Source organism: Algoriphagus hitonicola (assembly GCF_900113375.1).
GTDB lineage: Bacteria > Bacteroidota > Bacteroidia > Cytophagales > Cyclobacteriaceae > Algoriphagus > Algoriphagus hitonicola.
The window spans coordinates 16954-33924 of sequence record NZ_FOPC01000012.1 but is presented as its reverse complement, the minus strand read 5'-3'; the positions used below and the strand labels follow the sequence as shown (position 1 = coordinate 33924).

The window sequence follows — 16971 nt, the reverse complement described above, 5'->3', positions numbered from 1 at the left end:
CAAAGATAGGCATTCAGGCGGTCTTTTCAGGCATTTCCTCCAATTTTGCCCGCTGTGCGACAGGAATGGAAACTGGCTTCATATTTTTCATATTCACCGAAACCATCACGCAGTGACAACTGGCAAATAGCTGATCTTTGCCAGAACCGTCATTGCCAAAAAGAACTTGCTCTAGGGCAAAAGAGGAATTTCCGATCCTAGCCACTCTCACTCCTATTTTCAACTGATCGTGCAAATGAACTGGACGAAAGTAATTGATTTCAATTTTGGCGACTACTGTGCCGGTTTCCATGATATTCCAGTCGCAGTGTCGATACAAAAAATCTGCTCTAGCATGCTCAAAATAGTTGAAATAAACCCCATTATTGACATGCATGTAGCCATCAATGTCAGAAAAACGGATTTGAATAGGGGTGAAAAAATGAAAATCCGCGAGATTAGGCTGATCCATTTGAATTATTTAAAGGAGAATTTCTGACTTACTGGTTTTCTCCAGCATTCGAAGGATAGAGGGGTTGTACCCGATCATATCCACTACAGAGTCAAATGTAAACCAAGCTAGCGAAACACTCTCGGTACTGATGACCAGTTTCTCCTGAATATCTGCTTCGATCAGAAAACGAACATCATAATGAAAGTGCTCCGGCACATGCGGACGCTCCGGGATAATGTGTTTGTCCAAATCAAAAATGGAAGTTTCTACCAGACGAAGATTTTTCAAGCCGCTTTCTTCCTCGGCTTCATTCATCGCCACTTCGAGGAGATTTTCATTACCATCGGCATGCCCTCCAAGCTGAAGCCACCTTCCGAGTTTGCGATGCAAGGTCAAAAGCGTATGGGTTCGCTGCGGATTTACAATCCAAGCAGAAGCCGTAAAATGCCCCGCCAAACGCTCACGGCTGTAAGCCAATGGATCATCTGTCAACCCAATAAACCCCTCAATGAATGCCGCTTCCTCCTCGTAGGGAGTACGGTATTTCTGTAGTTGATCTTTTAGAGTAAGTCTGTTCATGTTTCTAAATTGAATACCTTGTCCATCAATTGCTCAAAGGGCATAGCGTCTTGATATAATCGATCGGAGTAAACGGTGACTACTAATTTGAGGTAACTGGGCTGATTGTTGATACTGATTTTTTCGATACTGACATTCCCGTATAGCTGGGTAATCTTCTCATTCGGCAGTGGAGCTTGAATGGGTGGTTTGAGGTAAAACTTCTCGGTTGTCCTTACCTGCTCATTGATTTCCTCAATTTTTCGATCCAAGCTTACCTGCTGATACCCCAAAGCTAAGACGCGGCGGGAAAAAGCCAAGAAAAGTTTGGAAAAACTTTCGGGAGTCAGCGGATGATCATACGTCACTGCGAAGCCATTGGCATAAGGGGATTCCAACAAATGAACCTGCGGAGAATCGTTGATTTGAGATTTTTTGAAATGATAGTTTTTGTAAATTTTACCAAAAACCTCCATTCCTTCGGAAGAATAGATCCACTGATCAATTCCATCCAAATCAGCGGGCTTCAGAGTGAAATTCTCTTTGTGATTTACCGGGATTTTTTCAGATCCTTTAAAAACTTTGCTCAATAAATCTTCTAGAAAATTACCCATGATTTTGAATTGAAATGGTCCCTGATTGATCTATCCGGATTAATCCCTCCTCGGAAATTTTTCGAAGAACTCCCAAGGTATACGCATTTGTCGGAATCCGCATCGCGTCAAATAAATCTCTCTGATTTAACTCTCCCGATTCAGCTAAAGTTTTCAGGATTTTCTCAATCAATACTTTTTCCCGGCTTTCGGGATCCCGGCTTTTTTTGGTTTCAACACACCAATCACAAATCCCACAGCCCTCTGAAGTATTTTCTCCAAAGTATTCCTGAATAAACTGAGTTCTGCAAATGACCTCCTGATTAGCATAAGCTACAATACTTTTGGCCTTTTCGATGGTTAATTCCCTTCGCTGAGCGATCCTTCGTGTATTCATGGGCAGTTTACCTGCATCGTATCTAGCTGTCAAAAAAGTGATTTGTGGTTTATCCTTTCGCTTCTCATAGTCGATGACTTCCATTTGGGCGAGTTGTTCCAGAAAACGGATCAGCTGATTTTCGGGAATAGTCAAGGTTTTGGCCAGCTTGGATTCATTGATGGCCATGTATTCAGAAAAGAGATTTCCACCATAGGTACGAAGAAGAATTTTGATGACTGGGTCCAGTTTTGCATGAGCGATCTGTACTTCATATAGCTGCTGGGAATTTACCGAAAAATTGATTTTGGAAGGGCTAAAAAAACTTTCATTCATCCCGATAAACCCCTCCTCCTCGAGTACTTTCAGCGCGTAAAAAGTCTCCAAAACGCCCAGATTATAGGTTTTGGCAAATTCTCCCCATTCAAAATCAAAGCTACTGAGCATATTACTCCCGACAGCTATCCGAAAATAATTTGCCAGACACTGATATACTTTTCGCACAAAATCGATCGAGGGATAAACCAATACGGACCGACCCAAAACCAGTTCAAAATCTTCTTCATTGGTGAGCAGGACCGCATAGGATTTCTTCAAGTCCCTACCGGCTCTACCTGCCTCCTGATAGTAATTTTCAAGGTTTTCGGGTAAATCTGAGTGAATCACCACCCGCACGTCAGATTTGTCTATTCCCATCCCAAAGGCATTGGTGCTGACCATTACCCGGATCTGATTGCTCATCCATTCCTCCTGACGTTTCACCCGATCAGTCATAGGCAAACCCGCATGATAAGCCCCTGCCGAAATTCCCATTTGACTTAGTGCTTTGGCAATCTGATGGGTGGATTGTCGGTTTCTGACGTACCAAATCGCCGTTCCTGGAATCCGGTCAAGGATTTCCTTCCCTTTCTCCAGTTTATTTTCTACAATTCGGACATTAAAACTGAGGTTTTTCCGGGCAAAACTCTGTCGAAAAATTGCTGGCTTTTTCATCTCCAGCTTTTCCTGAATATCCTCCTGAACCTGTGGGGTGGCTGAGGCAGTTAAAGCCAAAATATTCACGTTGGGATGATGGGGTCGGATCGCCGCTATCTCCAAATAGGGAGGTCGGAAATCATACCCCCACTGAGAAATACAATGCGCCTCATCGACCGCGATCAAATTGACCTTCATCTGCTTGAAGCGCTCAAGAAATAAGTCTGATTTTAACCGCTCCGGAGAAACAAAAAGGAATTTAAAATCGCCATAAATACAATTATCCAAAGTTCGGTCTATTTCCCGGTAACTCATCCCCGAATAAATTGCCGTGGCTTTAATTCCCCTTTTTCGAAGCTGATCGACCTGATCTTTCATCAATGCAATCAAAGGACTCACCACCAAACAAATCCCTTCTTTAACTAATCCGGGAATCTGATAGCAAAGAGATTTTCCTCCTCCTGTGGGCATCAGGGCAAGCGTATCCTGATCTGCAATGACTGCATCGATCACGTCTTTTTGGACAGGACGAAAATCATCCCAACCAAAAAACTTTTTTAATACCTCCTTGGCCTGTTTTTCCACTTACCAGTTGATTGTCTCTTTGTTTAAAAATGAAGCGATTCCTTTTTTGCAATCGGCATGCGAGCGCGCCTTGGCATTGACCTCAGCGGCATAATCCAAGGCAAGTTTTCGCTCCTTAGCGTGAAAGCTACGCAAAAGTGCCTTGGTTTCGGTCATGGAGTTTCCTGAGTTTTGGTTAGTTAATTTAATGGCAAAATCCAAGACCGATTTCTCCAAAAAATCCGAAGGGACGACTGAGGTGATCAATCCTAATTCGGCTGCTTTGGAAGCTGAAATGAGCTCTCCAGAAAGCAGCAACTCCTGAGCTCTCGAGGCCCCAATTTGCTCTTGCAGAAAAACAGAAACCAAGGCTGGGATAAACCCGATTCGTACCTCGGTATAGCCAAAAAGCGCCTCAGGGACAGAAAAAGCAAAATCACATACCGTCACCAAACCACAGCCTCCGGCTAAAGCATGACCTTGGATCTCCGCGATCACCACCTTTGGAAATTCATAAATCCGGTTAAACAAGCTCATCAGCTGCCGGCTGTCAGCTAAGTTTTCTTCCTCCGAAAACTGCTGCAATTTTTGCAAGTATCCCAAATCTGCCCCTGCACAAAAAGCCTTTCCCTCCGCACGGATTCTGACGATTTTAACCGCTGTGTCCTGCTCAAATTCATCCAAGACCTCCAGCAGAGCCCGGACCAAATCCTGGCTCATGGCATTTCTCTTTTCAGGACGATTGAGGGTAATAGTGCCGATTCGATTCTCAATAGATTTTAAAACTACATTTTCCATGGTTGGGGTTTTTCTGAGCATTCAAGTTAGCAGTAGAAAGCCCTTTCGCCAAAACCGACCTTAAAAAAGAATTCGATAGGATTTACCCTCGAGCGATAAGGAATCCCGATTGGATTCGGCTTGCCATTTCCCATTAGTCCAATACTGTAGCTTACCTCTTTGAGTTGGACTTCCAAAAAAGATCTTTTTCTTAGAATCGACTTTTAAATCCAAACTGGGGAAATAGAGCAATCCTGCTTGATTTTTATACACTGCCAAAGGCTTGGGAAAGTTTTTCCATTGGTTTTGGATTCGATTGGGTTTGACCAAAAAATCCAGATTTTCGGGATCCACTTGATGATTCCAAGAGTAAAGGCTTTCATTTTCCCAATAATCCAGAAACCATCCTCGCTCGGATGAATACAGGACAAGCTGTCGATCAGGATAGTTTACTTGGTCAATCCCTGTTTTTATCACCCAACCCACCAGCAGGATTGCAGCAAATCGAATAATTCTTTTCTTGGGATAATTTTCCCATGCCGCCCAAAGCAATAACAACATCCAGACCGCAAGCATGCCATAAACAGAAATCGTTAAAAACTGAAAACTGCTGAATGGCAATTCTTTGAACCCATCCAAAACCCAAATTTCGAGTCGTAAAAACAGCTCCGTAATAAAGCCTAAAAAATTACCCAGCGACTCAATCCAACCCACCATCATCAGTGGAATTCCTAGCTGCATACTGATGAATGTCAAGGGAATGACTATCATATTGGCAAGTAAAAACCAAGTTGGGAAAGTGTGAAAATAATAAATCGACAAGGGAAACGTCGCCAATTGTGCTGCAATGCTAACGCTGGCAAGCTGCCAAAAATACTCAGTGATTACAGTTTGGGGAAGCCAAAGTCTAGCGATCAAAGGCTGAATCAAAACGATCCCTGCAACTGCCAAATAAGAAAGCTGAAAGCCCACCTCGAAAATCACATCCGGGTCAAGCACAATCATCAAAATAGCCGAAAATGCTAAAATATTAAAAATGGACGGACGCCTTTCCCGTAACTGCCCTAGGGTCAACAATGAAAACATCACCGAAGCCCTAATCACCGACGGAGCCATACCCGTCAGCATGGCATAAATCCAAATCACCAACAACACACCGATGAGGTAAAATCGCTTCGGCCCTTTTTTTAGCTTCAGAGGCTTAATTAACAGCAATAATACGCCCACCAAAATCCCGACATGGAGTCCCGAAACTGCCAAAACATGCATTACACCCGCTTCAGAAAATGCCTTTTTGGTATCTCGATCGAGTTCCTGCTTTTGACCTAAAAGTAAAGCCAAAGCAATTTGTTGGGCCTTTTCATGTTGGATGTGACGACTAAGCATGGTGGCCATTTCCTTACGCCAATACACCATCAAAAAAGAAAAATCAAAACCTGCATTCTGTTCGATCAGAGTAAAATTCTCACCTAAAAATTGGCGATAGTAAATTCCCTGCTTGGCCAAATAGCCCCGGTAATCAAATTCATGCGGATTTACAGGGGAAGGGACTTCTTCGGGCTTTTCTCTTACCCAAATCAAATCTCCCGGATTCAGGGGTTTCTCTGACTGATGATACACCAAAATATTGCCGCCGGCAGGGAGCCATTCGTCTTCTGTTTGAATAAATCGTAGCGAAAGCAAGTTTTGAAAGGAATTGGGTTTTTGGAGGTCATACTCCTGAACTTCGGCGATATAGCCTTGATTTATTGCTACTTGAGATTGGCCTGAAACGAATTCCCGCTGAAAGGACTCACAAAATAAACCGAGAAGCAATAATTGAAAATAAGCCAAGATTGACCGAGTCTTCATTGATTTCCTATGGATCACCAAAAAGCCAAATAGAAAACTGACTCCAATCAAACTAATAGCCAATAGCTCCCATTCCACATGGATACCTGATTTTCCCAAAAAGATTCCTAATAGCAAAAACGGTAAATACCTCAAGAAAGGAAAATCTGAAAACCTCATTGTAAAAATCCTTTAAACCTTAAGTTAAAAAAAATAGAGCAAAAAAATAGCCCCAAAAGGGGCTGGATTAATTCAAAAATTTCTGATTAAAAGCGGTATCCTAAGCTAAATCCACCGTTTAGTTCGATTCGGGTAAACCGGTTGGAGACCTCATCGCTGAAATTTCGAGCTACACTGACAAAAGGTCCAAAGGCAAAATTGGAAGAAAGCTCCCATTTGTATCCACCTCCAAGCCCGATCATAAAGGAATTCATATTGGTGGTAATCACTCCCTCTACTCCCGGCTCCTCAAATTCTCCAAAACGCAATTTGGCTAAAGGAAAAAGATGAAACCGCCCGTTTAGTCCATTTCCAAAATAGAAATTCATCCCTGCCTGAAGTGAATTGGTTTTATACTCTTTGCCGCTTCCTTGGGAGTTAAACCCAAAACGATCATTAATATGAACCTGAAAATCAAGGGAATGATCTTCGGAGAGGTATTTTTCATAGCCAGCTTCGATAGATCCCAATGCGATTAGATTAAGAAAATTCAGCTTTACCTCATTGCTAAAATCACCACGGGAGGTGCTGATCGTATTTCCGCTGCTTGAGATCACTTGCTGTGCCTGTACTGTTCCCAGACCCAATACAAAAACGAGAGCAAAAATTATCTTTTTCATACCTAAATAGTTTTGTTTACTGAATTATTTCAAAACTCAAGCCAATTCCATTTTATAATGCAGGATGGCACATTCTTCGAACATATCCCCAACTTTCTGAAACCCAAATTTGGCATATAAGGGAACCGCCTGAAGCTGAGCGTGTAGATAGCGTTTTTTGCCTTGTGCCTCGGGATGAACCATGATATCCCGCAATACGGCCGACACCAACGCTTCACCAACGCCTTTTCCACGCGCTTCCTTTAAAACCGCAAAACGCTCCAATTTGATTCCATATTCTGTAAATCTCCATCGGGCGGTACCGACGGGAATGCCATCTTTAGATGCCAAAAAGTGAACCGATTCCTCCTCAAACTCATCGTATTCGTCCTCCGGATTCACTCCTTGCTCATCCACAAAAACCTCCCGTCTAATCTTGAAGGCTAGTTCAAACCCCTTATTCCCCGTTACCTTTTCTACCAGAAGGCTCATGTCTCACTTGTGATTTTTCTGCTTGATTCTTTTCGTAAGCTTCGATAATTGCTTTGACCAATTTATGCCGAATGACGTCTTTGCCACTGAGGTTGACGATCCCGATGCCTTTGACATCTTTAAGGATACGGAGTGCTTCTGACAGACCAGATTTTTGCCTCACTGGCAAATCCACCTGTGTTTGATCTCCGGTGATAATGACCTTGGAGTTGGGGCCCATTCGAGTTAGGAACATTTTGATTTGCTCGGAAGTCGTATTTTGAGCTTCGTCTAGTAAGACAAAAGCATCATGAAGCGTTCGCCCACGCATGTAGGCCAAGGGGGCAATTTCGATCACCCGGGTTTCCTGATAATATTTGAGCTTTTCGGGCGGCACCATATCTTGAAGTGCATCATAGATCGGGCGCAGATAGGGATCTAGTTTTTCCTGAAGATCTCCCGGCAAAAATCCAAGATTTTCCCCTGCCTCTACCGCTGGCCGAGTGATGATGATCCGTTTGACTTCTCGATTTTTCAAAGCCCTCACCGCAAGGGCCACGGCAATGTATGTCTTACCCGTACCTGCCGGTCCCAAGGCAAAAACCAAATCATTTTTTACGGCTGCTTCAACCAGTTTGCGCTGATTGGGTGATTTAGGCTTGATGACTAGCCCTTTGTTTCCAAAAACGATCACCTGATCCCGGTTTGCTTCCTCAAAGGGCACCCCTTCTACATCCAAGTAGTCCTTGACTGTATCCGGAGTCAGATGCCCAAAGCGATCCACATGCTCCAAGAGTAAGTTGATCAGATTATTGATTCTGAGGATTTCCGGCGCACCGCCCTGAATGCGGATTTCATTGCCCCGGGAGATGATTTTGCTTTGTGGAAAAGCCTGAGCTACCTGTCGGATATTTTCATTGGCCTGTCCAAGAAACTCCGTCAAGGGTACATTTTCAAGTGTGATTACTTTTTCTACCAATCTTTTTCTTTAATTAAATATGCTTGAATGGGTACGGATAAAATTTCTATTTTTGTCCCTAGCCCCTCTAACAAAAGTACATAATTTTAATCGACTTGCTTCTATGGCATTGGTGACATTCCTCTCTGACTTTGGGGAAAAAGACTACTACGTACCTGCAGTGAAAGCCAAAATGCTGGCAATTAATCCGCAGTTGAATATTATCGACATTTCCCATCAAATCGACACCTTCGATCTGGCCCATGCGGCCTTTATTCTCAGGTCCACTTTTCGGGATTTCCCCAAAGGCACAGTTCACCTCGTTGCCATCAATACAACTGGATCGATGACGCAGGGTTATATCGGCGTCAAACTGGAGGAGCACATTTTTATCGGACCGAACAATGGCATTCTGAGCTTGCTTGCCGACCAAGAGCCGGGAATCATGGTGCAGTTTGCAGATATTCATTTGAAAGACACTTCATTTCCAAGTAAAGATATATTGGCTCCTATCGCGGCAAAAGTTGCCTCAGGAGCGGCAATTCATGATTTTGGTGGCCCCTTGACCAATTTTAGGAAATTGATGCCACGAAACCCCAAAGCAACGCGAGAGCAAATCATCGGACATGTCGTTCGGGTGGATCGCTACGGAAATCTAATTACCAATATCCGAAAGGAAATTTTCGAAAAACTCAACCCAGGGAAATTCACCATCGAATTTGGACGGGAGTCCGTCGATAAACTCCACACGGGCTGTGATCAAGTAGAGCCGGGCGACTGCTTTGCTTTTTTCAATAGCTTGGACCTACTGGAAATCGGCATCAATCATGGTCATGGGGGCAATCTGCTGGGATTGAAGTTTGACTCGGTCGTTTATGTCAATTTTATCCCCTAGGCATGTTGATTAGAATCGTACGGATGACATTTCAAAAAGATCGGATAGCTGATTTTTTGGAAAATTTCGAAGACAACAAAGAGAAAATTCGAAGCTTTCCAGGATGTCATCATTTGGAACTTTGGCAAGACGAAAATCAGGAAAATATTTTCTTGACGTATTCATACTGGGAAAGCGAGGAAGCCTTAAATCAATACCGTGATTCTGAGCTTTTTAAATCCGTTTGGGCGTTTACCAAGCAGTTATTTGCGGAGAAACCACAGGCATTCAGCTCAAAAAAATTGCAGGAAGTGGGAAGTTGAGTTTGTAGGAAAAAAAATTTGTACTCATATTTGCATCCCGTTCGGCAAGGAACGGGAAAGTTTAAGTTCAAAAACTTGTTTGAAATGCCCAGGTGGCGGTCCCGATAACTATCGGGATGGTAGACCTGCCTTTGCCGGCAGGCAGGCGCGTTGGTCTCAAACACCAACTAGTAGAAATTGAAAATAAGTACCTGCCCAGATGGCGGAATTGGTAGACCTGCCTTTGCCGGCAGGCAGGCGCGTTGGTCTCAAACACCAACTAGTAGAAATTGAAAATAAGTACCTGCCCAGATGGCGGAATTGGTAGACCTGCCTTTGCCGGCAGGCAGGTGCGTTGGTCTCAAACACCAACTAGTAGAAATTGAAAATAAGTACCTGCCCAGATGGCGGAATTGGTAGACGCGTTGGTCTCAAACACCAATGAGGTTACACTCGTGCCGGTTCGACTCCGGCTCTGGGTACAAAAACCCCTCTCAAAAGTAATTTTGAAGGGGTTTTTCCATTTTTTGGCAAACTATTGGCAAACATTTTCAAAAAATAAGATTTCTGTGGCCTAACGAAATCAAATAATCGTCAGGAATACTTTTGAAGAAACCGGACTTGAAGAGCTTTATTCCAAAATCTTTTTGATCCAGAAAAGTGGCCGAATAAACCAAGATTGCTTTCTCACCATCACTGAGTAGATTTTCAAGATATTTGAGCTTATTATCTAGCTTCCCTCTTTCTGCAATTTCTAGCAATGGATAAATCATCCTAATGAAATCCTCATATTGGCCTGACCCCTTGTTGAAAGAACTTTTTGTCAAATGATGTTTCAAGGAATGGAGAAAAGCCTTAGGATCATCAATGTCAAATTTTTCAGTTGCTGAATTGCTTTGAACAGATCCTTTTACATTGCCCCAGAAAGAATCAAAAGCTTTAGATCCTGTTTGCTTATCCCAGTTGTAAAACACTTTTGATCTAAACTCATTCCAAAGATTCAAGTATTCTGAAAACTCTTTGGATGCCTCATCTCGATCAAGCCTTTCCCTCTGCTCATCCAGTTGCCTTTGTTGACCAAGAAAAGTCAGGTACACATAAATAAACCCGACCAAGGATGCTAAAGGCCCTGCTAATCCACCAACAAAAACTGCATAATCCAATGATGCGTAGCAGAACCTTTCTGGCAAATATAGAGGCACTAAAAAAATGGAAATTACTAAACCGATCAGAATCCAAGATACTGATTTCAAAACCTTTTCTTGATCGGTAAATTGATCTACCTTTTTCATACTTGAAAGTAATAATTTTTGAATACTGATTAAACGGGTAAAAAACACACTACTTTTCCACTATACTACATGTTTGAAGCTCGAAGCCTTTCCATTTTTCACCTGAGGCAGTAATCATTGTATTTGATGCCAACCTTTCAAAAAGAAAAAACCATGCAAAAATTACATGGTTTTTTGGGCGAAACTTGCAGGCTTTAAAAAATCAAGCTTTTCTTTAAGCAAGGAATTCAAAACGTCAATGTAATTCTCAACCTTGAACTCATTTCGCAATTCCTCATACCGCCGTTCATGATTCTTGTATGTTCGGTAATTCGACTTTTTCTTCAACACCCTCCTGTAATCAGGATCACCCATAAATACCACTACAGTCGCATCATGGAAATCTTTAACTGCCATTGGATCTAGACCATACGAAAAGCCTAAAGACCAAACGGTCCTGTAGAGCTCGAAAGCAAGCATTTCAAAAGAGCTTGGCTCCAAAAGATCCATTGGCGTGTAAATCCTAATTGGGTTCTTCCTCCTTTTCTGGAAATAGGTCATTTTCATTTCTTTCTCAATCCGGAGTGTAGGTGGAATTTCTATTCCCGCTACCTTTTTTACCTCAAATCCTTTATTGTAAACCTTGACATTGTAGTTTGTTGAGGCGAATCTTTTCCCATACACCAAGCGGCTAGTTCTTGGCCTCATAGGTTCCATTGGAATGCCATCGAACGAAATTAACCTTGACATGACCTGCTCCGCATCAATAGACAGATTAATCGACACGGTAAGCTTAGTTATTCTGGATTTCCAAAATTCTTCTCCAAATACCTCTGCCAAAGTCTCCATACACACCTGCAATTCCAACCAAGTAAAATCCGAGTAGTTTTCGCCATAGCAGAACTTATGCCAAGAGTTCATTACCAAAAGCTTCCCTGAAATCATTTTTACAAACAGATTTCTGCAATGGCCGGAATAGGAAACCACATCTCCGTTTTTATTGAAATCAGGGCTAAATACAAAACCATTCAATTGAAAGGGATGGGTCACTTTTTCCTTGAATTCCATCGGTGGTTCAATTGGAATTTCAATTTTCAAATCATCTACCATACCCCTCTCAATTTTAGGGTTTCCAAATGAACCAGCCCTACCGGAAATTCAACCCGGAGAGTCAATCTTTCCCAGCTGAACTTTAATTTAACGGTCAAATCTTGGAGCCCTGTCTCCGGAAGAAATGGACTGGTGATTACATCCTTGAATTCAAACTTACTCTCTTCTGGAACTTGGGTCAGAAAATACCTAGACGGTTCATTCGAATTAAAAACCACATTTCTATTTGCCAACTGGCTAAATCTAACTGTAAGGGATGCAGGCAAACGATCAAGCACCAAAGCAACCCAAAGCACATCAGCCTGACTAGATTTCCAATCTTGTAATTGGAATTGATCATTGTGAGCATTACATCTTTGGTATGTAATGACCATAGAGGGAGAGGCGTTCTTTTTCATAGCCCCTTCTGATTTAGTGGTACTAAGGCCTTTTCAATATCTGATCGGAGAAAATAAACCCGGTTCCCGATTCCGTAAGGCTTGAGTTTCCCTTTCTTGCACCAATTGTGCAAAGTACTAAGCTCGATCTTAAGAAGGTCAGCGACCTCTTTCCTACTTAGGTATTCCTCTTTTGGCTGAATCGGAGCGATTTCCTTTCTCAAGAAATCCAATTGGGATTTAACCGCTTTCTTGATGGTCTCCTCGAATTGATCAGGAGTCAGTTGAGTGATTTGAATTGTTTGTATTTGCATGGCTATATTCCTTTAACCCACGCAAATTCCTGGTAAGTGCGTACCCTTCAAGGTACTAAACCGTACCATTTTTAAGAGGCTTTAAAAAATGGGGCTATTTTAATCCAATAGCACTTTTTGCGGACAAATAAGCCTGCCTTCTTTTTTCAGTATTGATATCATTCCATACTTTAAATTTTCCCATAGGCTCCAAATAGGGGTATTCATCAGCAAGAAATTCTTTGAATCTTTTTTGCTTAGCATGAATCAACTGATCTCGTTCCTCCATAACTCTGTAGAAAAATGAAACATCAGATTGCCATCCTTTTCCTGAGGTAAGGTGATTTTTCATCAAAAAATTAAATAGCCGAAAGCCATTTGGCTTAAAAATATCTGGATGGGAATTAACCTCATCATAGTTTTCTTTGATCTTGCCTTGGATAGATAGTAATGCTTTTTCAGCCGACTTCTCCGCCAAAAGTTGATTTATTTTAGCTTCAAAAATGTCTCTCTCTTTTCCGAAAAAGAGGACGAAATTTGCATCAGACTTTAAGTCTTGAAGCAAATTGGAGATATAGGATAATTCTTCTTCTACGGACTCAAATAGACCTCCAATTTGTTTTAGAATACCCTCTCTGGAATACATCCATCTCAAATTCTTAATGGTGAATAGAATCCGTTCTTGTTCCTCCTGATCCTGCTTGAAAAAATAGTTAAACACTTCGTAAGATTTTCTCAAGTTGACCTTTAGCAACGTAACGTATTCCACCCTTTCGGCCAATCTATTGTCAATAACTTCAAAATAACATTCCTCTGTCTCAAGAAATGATAGCAGCATTTTGATTGCTGATTTGTATTGAAAAAAATCATTTAAGTAAATAGGGTTTGGACCAATAATAAAGAGCATTGCAAATGTCCCTGGATCATGAACAATCAGCCTTTTTTGACAAATAGCATCAATAAAGTTAGATGCTTTTGCTTTCAGTTCGTCTACTTTTTCAGGCGAAATAGTGCCTTCAAAACTTACAACCTCTTCCAAGAACTTGTTTACATACTTTTCTTGCATCGCTCAAAAATCACCTATCCTTCACTAACTCCCAAAGTTTTAACAAAGCACCTAATTTATCATGCATTTCTACTTTTACTCCTGTTTCGGTTTTCATCAGATTTTTGACGGCTGATAAACTCCCTTTTGGGATATCGGATTGACTTTTTAATTGCCAATCACCTTCAAACAAATCTGTCACATTTGCAAAAGCAATTTTGGCAAACTCTGCTAGAATCCTTTCCTGGGTTATACCCATTTTGTCCAGAACACTTTGCGACTTCTTCTGGATGTACTTTTCAATGTAAACATTTGTCAACAATCTGGAACCTTGCTGCCGGGCTGTTCGCTCGCTGTAACCTGCAAGTTTTGCCGCTTCAGTGGCGTTGAACCGTGCTTCACCGAGGTAGTAATTTGCAAATCGATACTCTTTGTCAGTTAATTCAATGTGTTCTTTATCATTTTGGATTTGATGTCGCATGGTAAAATTAGTTTTTCGAGAATAAACTCTGTGATTAGAAAAACCATAGATCTTATTCAAAGTAAAGCATACGTCTGAGGGATTACTTAATTCGGCACCTACAAAATTTTAGGTGAGGTAAACCTCTCGATCGCTTTTTCTACCTTGGGTAGAATTCTTGTTTTAAATTCATGGCATATAATATTCGAATTTTGATCAGAATATGAGTTTATCTCTGTTTTAAGTCTCTTTAAGAATATTTCTTCTCTAGAATAATTGAATACGTTGTGACTCCTTAGATAACGTGAATCAATAAGTTGCTGTAACTTCCAAGTCTCTTCCCATTTTATACCTTTTACAAAGCTCTCAATTTCATCTTTTGTTAAAATATCAAGGTATGAATTATACACGTACTTACCATCACCTACACTATTTTCATCGGTAAATTGATTTACAAAATCAGAAAAATCAGATTTAAATAATGCAATAATTTCATTCCTTTCTTGTTGTTTCAATTGAACCTTTCTCTCATTCAATGTATAATTTGCGATATCTACAAGGTCTTTGAGTTCATCATTCATATTTCCACCTAAAGCCATTTCTAATGTAGTTATATCTCTTTCTACAAAATCTGATTTCATCATACCCAATCTAAGCCCTTCGCCAATTTTCTGTTTTATTTCGTCTCTATTGTAACCAATAAAACCTGCATACTCAAGAGAGACAGCTGCTATATTGATATAATCTAATGGACCAACAAACTCTCCAATTTCTACTAAGGATAGTAACCTTTTCAATTTTGAGATAAAATCTTGAGAGGACATATCCATTCGTTCCCTTAAAACCTCATTTAAGAGTATGTAAGATTCTTTTACTTCTCCTTCTTCCAAGTGGAATGCATTTTCCAATGTTGCGGAAAACTTACTTTGCTCAATTGGAAATCCTCCTAGTAGGAAATCATATATCTCTGGATAGAAAATATATTTCTCACCAAGACGGTTGTAGTACTTATCTTTAAATGATTTTGAGTAATTCTCTTTTGGCTCTTCAGTATCTTTTGATTCTTCAAAAATTTCAGATAAATCAAGGTCTAAAAAAGTTGTAACCTGTTTGTCTATATTCTTTTTGTCATGAAGAGTTAAACTATTTGACTTAAATTCCGCAGATACTGAAAGAACAAAAATCCAAATATTCTTTAATTGACTGATTTCAACTTCCGAAAGTTTACTGTCATTGAAAAAGGTTTCAAAAATGAATTTAAAATGCTCCAGGGCAAATTTTAAGGTCCTTATGTTAGAAAATGCTTCAGTAATCTCACGGTTTAAGGAATCATCATCTGTTTTCTTTATTAATGATTCGATTATTAAATCCTTATGGTTGTTCAAAAAATCCCCAATGCTGGTATTCTTGTAAACTTCATTGAGAGATTCGAAAACCTCCACTAAGTCTGGTGAAAACTCAAGTGACCTCTCAATAGTTTTTTCTTCAAATTTAAGATCTTCTGGGTTTATCTGTTTCTTATTTGCAACTAGAATGACTTTAATTTCCGAATTTTCTACCAAGTCATTTACAAGACCGAGTAAATCCTCCATTCTCAATTTATCGCTTTTCCTCTCCAAATCGTCCAATACAACTAAAACTTTTTCACTTGGTAAAAACCTAAGAATATTTTCCTCAGATCCATCAATTATCTTCGACAAATCAACATAGTCGTTTATTTTAGGAATATAAGGCGCTGCTTTACTAATCCAACCTGCAATCTTTTGAAATGAGAATTTACCTATTCCAACTTTTGAGTCTAAGAACCCATAAATAATTTTTTTTGCAATCCCCGACCTAGTTTCTTCACCATACAAAGAGACCATAACGGGTAAAAACTCTGTATGATCCTTAACATAAGGAAGTACTTTATTTTTCAAAAAATATGATTTTCCACTACCCCAATCTCCAGATATCAGAATTGCTCCAGAGTGCTTCATTTTTAAATAATTAAGGATACTTTCAGAAATATTTCTCATGCTTTTTAAAGTAATTGAGGCGTAAGTTTAGATAAGAGTCGTAGGTTAATTCCAGTTTTGGTCAAGTCTTACATCCTGCAAAGTTGCTCTCTGGAAAGAAATGTAATCTGTTTTAGCACCTTGAAAGCTAGAATTTCTAATAATTGCTCCTTCGAAATTTGAATGTGTAAGATTAGATCCAAAAAAATCTACTCCTTCCACCTTTGATCCTGAAAAATCTACTCCTTCGATATTTGAAAATCGAAAATCTGAAGATTTAATTGATGCGTTTCTAAAATTTGACCAAGAAAGATCAGAATCTATAAAGCTCCCACTTTTGATATTAATACCTTCTAGATTTGAATCTGTTAATATGGCTTTTTCAAAATTGATATAATCTAGGTAAGAAAAGGATAGATTTACACCATTTAGATTAGCTCGCTCGAAACTAGAGTTAATTAAAATGACTTTCTGCAACTTTGCTTCATAAATATTAGCATCTTCAAAGTCAGAAGAGGTGATTTTTGCACCATTTAATATGGAATTCCTTAACGACGAAAATGAAAAATCTGTATTCCGGATAGTTGACTGAGATAAATTAGCATGGTCTAATTTAGTCCTAAAAAAATAGCTATTCAATAAATCGGTCTTTTCTAAATTAGCATTTTCCAAAATGGCCCATTGCATATCAGCTTCATGAAGCCTAGATTCTGAAAGGTTTATCTTTGATAAATTGCCTTTGAAAAACATTAAATTTTTTAACCAGAGTTTTGATAAGTCTATGCCAGACAAATTTGCACCTGCTAGATTAATTATTCCACTAGGAGAGACAATTAACTTTTGTATTTCTTTTCTAGAAAAATCAGCCACCTTTTATATTGGGTTTAGG

19 protein-coding genes and 1 tRNA gene are annotated in these 16971 nt (G+C 40.1%); 3 read left to right on the top strand and 17 right to left on the bottom strand.

What is annotated here, in order from left to right:
• Positions 1-13: 13 nt before the first annotated feature.
• The 9 genes from BM043_RS15345 to BM043_RS15305 all read right to left on the bottom strand — a co-directional run bounded on the left by BM043_RS15345 (position 14) and on the right by BM043_RS15305 (position 8374).
• Complete coding sequence (locus BM043_RS15345) at positions 14-451, bottom strand: acyl-CoA thioesterase (protein WP_092793242.1); 438 nt, start codon at positions 449-451, stop codon at positions 14-16.
• A gap of 9 nt (positions 452-460) precedes the next feature.
• Entirely contained in the window at positions 461-1012 is a 552-nt protein-coding gene (locus BM043_RS15340) for an NUDIX hydrolase (RefSeq protein ID WP_092793240.1), read from the bottom strand.
• Positions 1009-1605, bottom strand: coding sequence for a hypothetical protein (locus BM043_RS15335; RefSeq protein ID WP_092793238.1), 597 nt, complete (start codon positions 1603-1605; stop codon positions 1009-1011). Before BM043_RS15335 ends, BM043_RS15340 begins: the two co-directional genes overlap by 4 nt.
• Positions 1598-3520, bottom strand: coding sequence for a RecQ family ATP-dependent DNA helicase (locus BM043_RS15330; protein WP_092793237.1), 1923 nt, complete (start codon positions 3518-3520; stop codon positions 1598-1600). The genes BM043_RS15335 and BM043_RS15330 overlap by 8 nt, the downstream gene beginning before the upstream one ends.
• Entirely contained in the window at positions 3521-4297 is a 777-nt protein-coding gene (locus BM043_RS15325) for an enoyl-CoA hydratase/isomerase family protein (RefSeq protein WP_092793394.1), read from the bottom strand.
• A gap of 60 nt (positions 4298-4357) precedes the next feature.
• Positions 4358-6286: a ComEC/Rec2 family competence protein gene (locus BM043_RS15320; protein ID WP_092793235.1), complete on the bottom strand. Its 1929-nt coding sequence runs from the start codon at positions 6284-6286 to the stop codon at positions 4358-4360.
• Between the two features lie 86 nt (positions 6287-6372).
• Complete coding sequence (locus tag BM043_RS15315) at positions 6373-6945, bottom strand: DUF3575 domain-containing protein (protein WP_092793232.1); 573 nt, start codon at positions 6943-6945, stop codon at positions 6373-6375.
• A gap of 36 nt (positions 6946-6981) precedes the next feature.
• A complete protein-coding gene (locus tag BM043_RS15310; RefSeq protein WP_092793227.1) occupies positions 6982-7416 on the bottom strand; it encodes a GNAT family N-acetyltransferase in 435 nt (144 codons plus the stop codon).
• Complete coding sequence (locus tag BM043_RS15305) at positions 7382-8374, bottom strand: PhoH family protein (RefSeq protein ID WP_092793224.1); 993 nt, start codon at positions 8372-8374, stop codon at positions 7382-7384. The genes BM043_RS15310 and BM043_RS15305 overlap by 35 nt, the downstream gene beginning before the upstream one ends.
• A 103-nt stretch (positions 8375-8477) precedes the next feature.
• On the opposite strand from BM043_RS15305, the gene BM043_RS15300 reads away from it, so the two are divergent.
• The 3 genes from BM043_RS15300 (at position 8478) to BM043_RS15290 (ending at position 10011) form a co-directional block, all read left to right on the top strand.
• Entirely contained in the window at positions 8478-9248 is a 771-nt protein-coding gene (locus tag BM043_RS15300; RefSeq protein ID WP_092793222.1) for an SAM hydrolase/SAM-dependent halogenase family protein, read from the top strand.
• 2 nt (positions 9249-9250) lie between these two features.
• Entirely contained in the window at positions 9251-9550 is a 300-nt protein-coding gene (locus tag BM043_RS15295) for a putative quinol monooxygenase (RefSeq protein WP_092793220.1), read from the top strand.
• A gap of 377 nt (positions 9551-9927) precedes the next feature.
• A tRNA-Leu gene (locus tag BM043_RS15290) sits at positions 9928-10011 on the top strand.
• A 69-nt stretch (positions 10012-10080) separates the two neighbouring features.
• On the opposite strand, the gene BM043_RS15285 is transcribed toward BM043_RS15290, so the two are convergent.
• The 8 genes from BM043_RS15285 to BM043_RS15250 form a co-directional block, all read right to left on the bottom strand.
• Positions 10081-10821, bottom strand: coding sequence for a hypothetical protein (locus BM043_RS15285; protein WP_092793218.1), 741 nt, complete (start codon positions 10819-10821; stop codon positions 10081-10083).
• Positions 10822-10983: 162 nt separating this feature from the next.
• Positions 10984-11868: a hypothetical protein gene (locus BM043_RS15280; RefSeq protein WP_177188496.1), complete on the bottom strand. Its 885-nt coding sequence runs from the start codon at positions 11866-11868 to the stop codon at positions 10984-10986.
• 35 nt (positions 11869-11903) lie between these two features.
• Positions 11904-12308, bottom strand: coding sequence for a hypothetical protein (locus tag BM043_RS15275; RefSeq protein ID WP_092793215.1), 405 nt, complete (start codon positions 12306-12308; stop codon positions 11904-11906).
• Positions 12305-12601 carry a helix-turn-helix domain-containing protein gene (locus BM043_RS15270; RefSeq protein ID WP_092793214.1) on the bottom strand — a complete coding sequence of 99 codons (297 nt, stop codon included), beginning with the start codon at positions 12599-12601 and terminating at the stop codon, positions 12305-12307. The genes BM043_RS15275 and BM043_RS15270 overlap by 4 nt, the downstream gene beginning before the upstream one ends.
• A 94-nt stretch (positions 12602-12695) precedes the next feature.
• Positions 12696-13418 (bottom strand): hypothetical protein, encoded by a 723-nt coding sequence (locus BM043_RS15265; protein ID WP_143189556.1) that lies wholly within the window; start codon positions 13416-13418, stop codon positions 12696-12698.
• Between the two features lie 238 nt (positions 13419-13656).
• Entirely contained in the window at positions 13657-14106 is a 450-nt protein-coding gene (locus BM043_RS15260) for a terminase small subunit (RefSeq protein WP_092793210.1), read from the bottom strand.
• Positions 14107-14204: 98 nt separating this feature from the next.
• Positions 14205-16103 carry a P-loop NTPase fold protein gene (locus BM043_RS15255; protein ID WP_092793208.1) on the bottom strand — a complete coding sequence of 633 codons (1899 nt, stop codon included), beginning with the start codon at positions 16101-16103 and terminating at the stop codon, positions 14205-14207.
• A gap of 45 nt (positions 16104-16148) precedes the next feature.
• Positions 16149-16952 carry a pentapeptide repeat-containing protein gene (locus BM043_RS15250; protein WP_143189555.1) on the bottom strand — a complete coding sequence of 268 codons (804 nt, stop codon included), beginning with the start codon at positions 16950-16952 and terminating at the stop codon, positions 16149-16151.
• Positions 16953-16971 lie beyond the last annotated feature (19 nt).

Excerpts from the sequence above, each read along its gene's own strand:
- BM043_RS15315 (WP_092793232.1), bottom strand. The coding sequence starts at position 6,945 with ATGAAAAAGATAATTTTTGCTCTCGTTTTTGTATTGGGTCTGGGAACA.
- BM043_RS15340 (WP_092793240.1), bottom strand. The coding sequence starts at position 1,012 with ATGAACAGACTTACTCTAAAAGATCAACTACAGAAATACCGTACTCCC.
- BM043_RS15295 (WP_092793220.1), top strand. The coding sequence starts at position 9,251 with ATGTTGATTAGAATCGTACGGATGACATTTCAAAAAGATCGGATAGCT.
- BM043_RS15335 (WP_092793238.1), bottom strand. The coding sequence starts at position 1,605 with ATGGGTAATTTTCTAGAAGATTTATTGAGCAAAGTTTTTAAAGGATCT.
- BM043_RS15270 (WP_092793214.1), bottom strand. The coding sequence starts at position 12,601 with ATGCAAATACAAACAATTCAAATCACTCAACTGACTCCTGATCAATTC.
- BM043_RS15300 (WP_092793222.1), top strand. The coding sequence starts at position 8,478 with ATGGCATTGGTGACATTCCTCTCTGACTTTGGGGAAAAAGACTACTAC.
- BM043_RS15325 (WP_092793394.1), bottom strand. The coding sequence starts at position 4,297 with ATGGAAAATGTAGTTTTAAAATCTATTGAGAATCGAATCGGCACTATT.
- BM043_RS15265 (WP_143189556.1), bottom strand. The coding sequence starts at position 13,418 with ATGCTGCTATCATTTCTTGAGACAGAGGAATGTTATTTTGAAGTTATT.
- BM043_RS15285 (WP_092793218.1), bottom strand. The coding sequence starts at position 10,821 with ATGAAAAAGGTAGATCAATTTACCGATCAAGAAAAGGTTTTGAAATCA.
- BM043_RS15275 (WP_092793215.1), bottom strand. The coding sequence starts at position 12,308 with ATGAAAAAGAACGCCTCTCCCTCTATGGTCATTACATACCAAAGATGT.
- BM043_RS15280 (WP_177188496.1), bottom strand. The coding sequence starts at position 11,868 with ATGGAATTCAAGGAAAAAGTGACCCATCCCTTTCAATTGAATGGTTTT.
- BM043_RS15255 (WP_092793208.1), bottom strand. The coding sequence starts at position 16,103 with ATGAGAAATATTTCTGAAAGTATCCTTAATTATTTAAAAATGAAGCAC.
- BM043_RS15320 (WP_092793235.1), bottom strand. The coding sequence starts at position 6,286 with ATGAGGTTTTCAGATTTTCCTTTCTTGAGGTATTTACCGTTTTTGCTA.
- BM043_RS15260 (WP_092793210.1), bottom strand. The coding sequence starts at position 14,106 with ATGCGACATCAAATCCAAAATGATAAAGAACACATTGAATTAACTGAC.
- BM043_RS15310 (WP_092793227.1), bottom strand. The coding sequence starts at position 7,416 with ATGAGCCTTCTGGTAGAAAAGGTAACGGGGAATAAGGGGTTTGAACTA.
- BM043_RS15345 (WP_092793242.1), bottom strand. The coding sequence starts at position 451 with ATGGATCAGCCTAATCTCGCGGATTTTCATTTTTTCACCCCTATTCAA.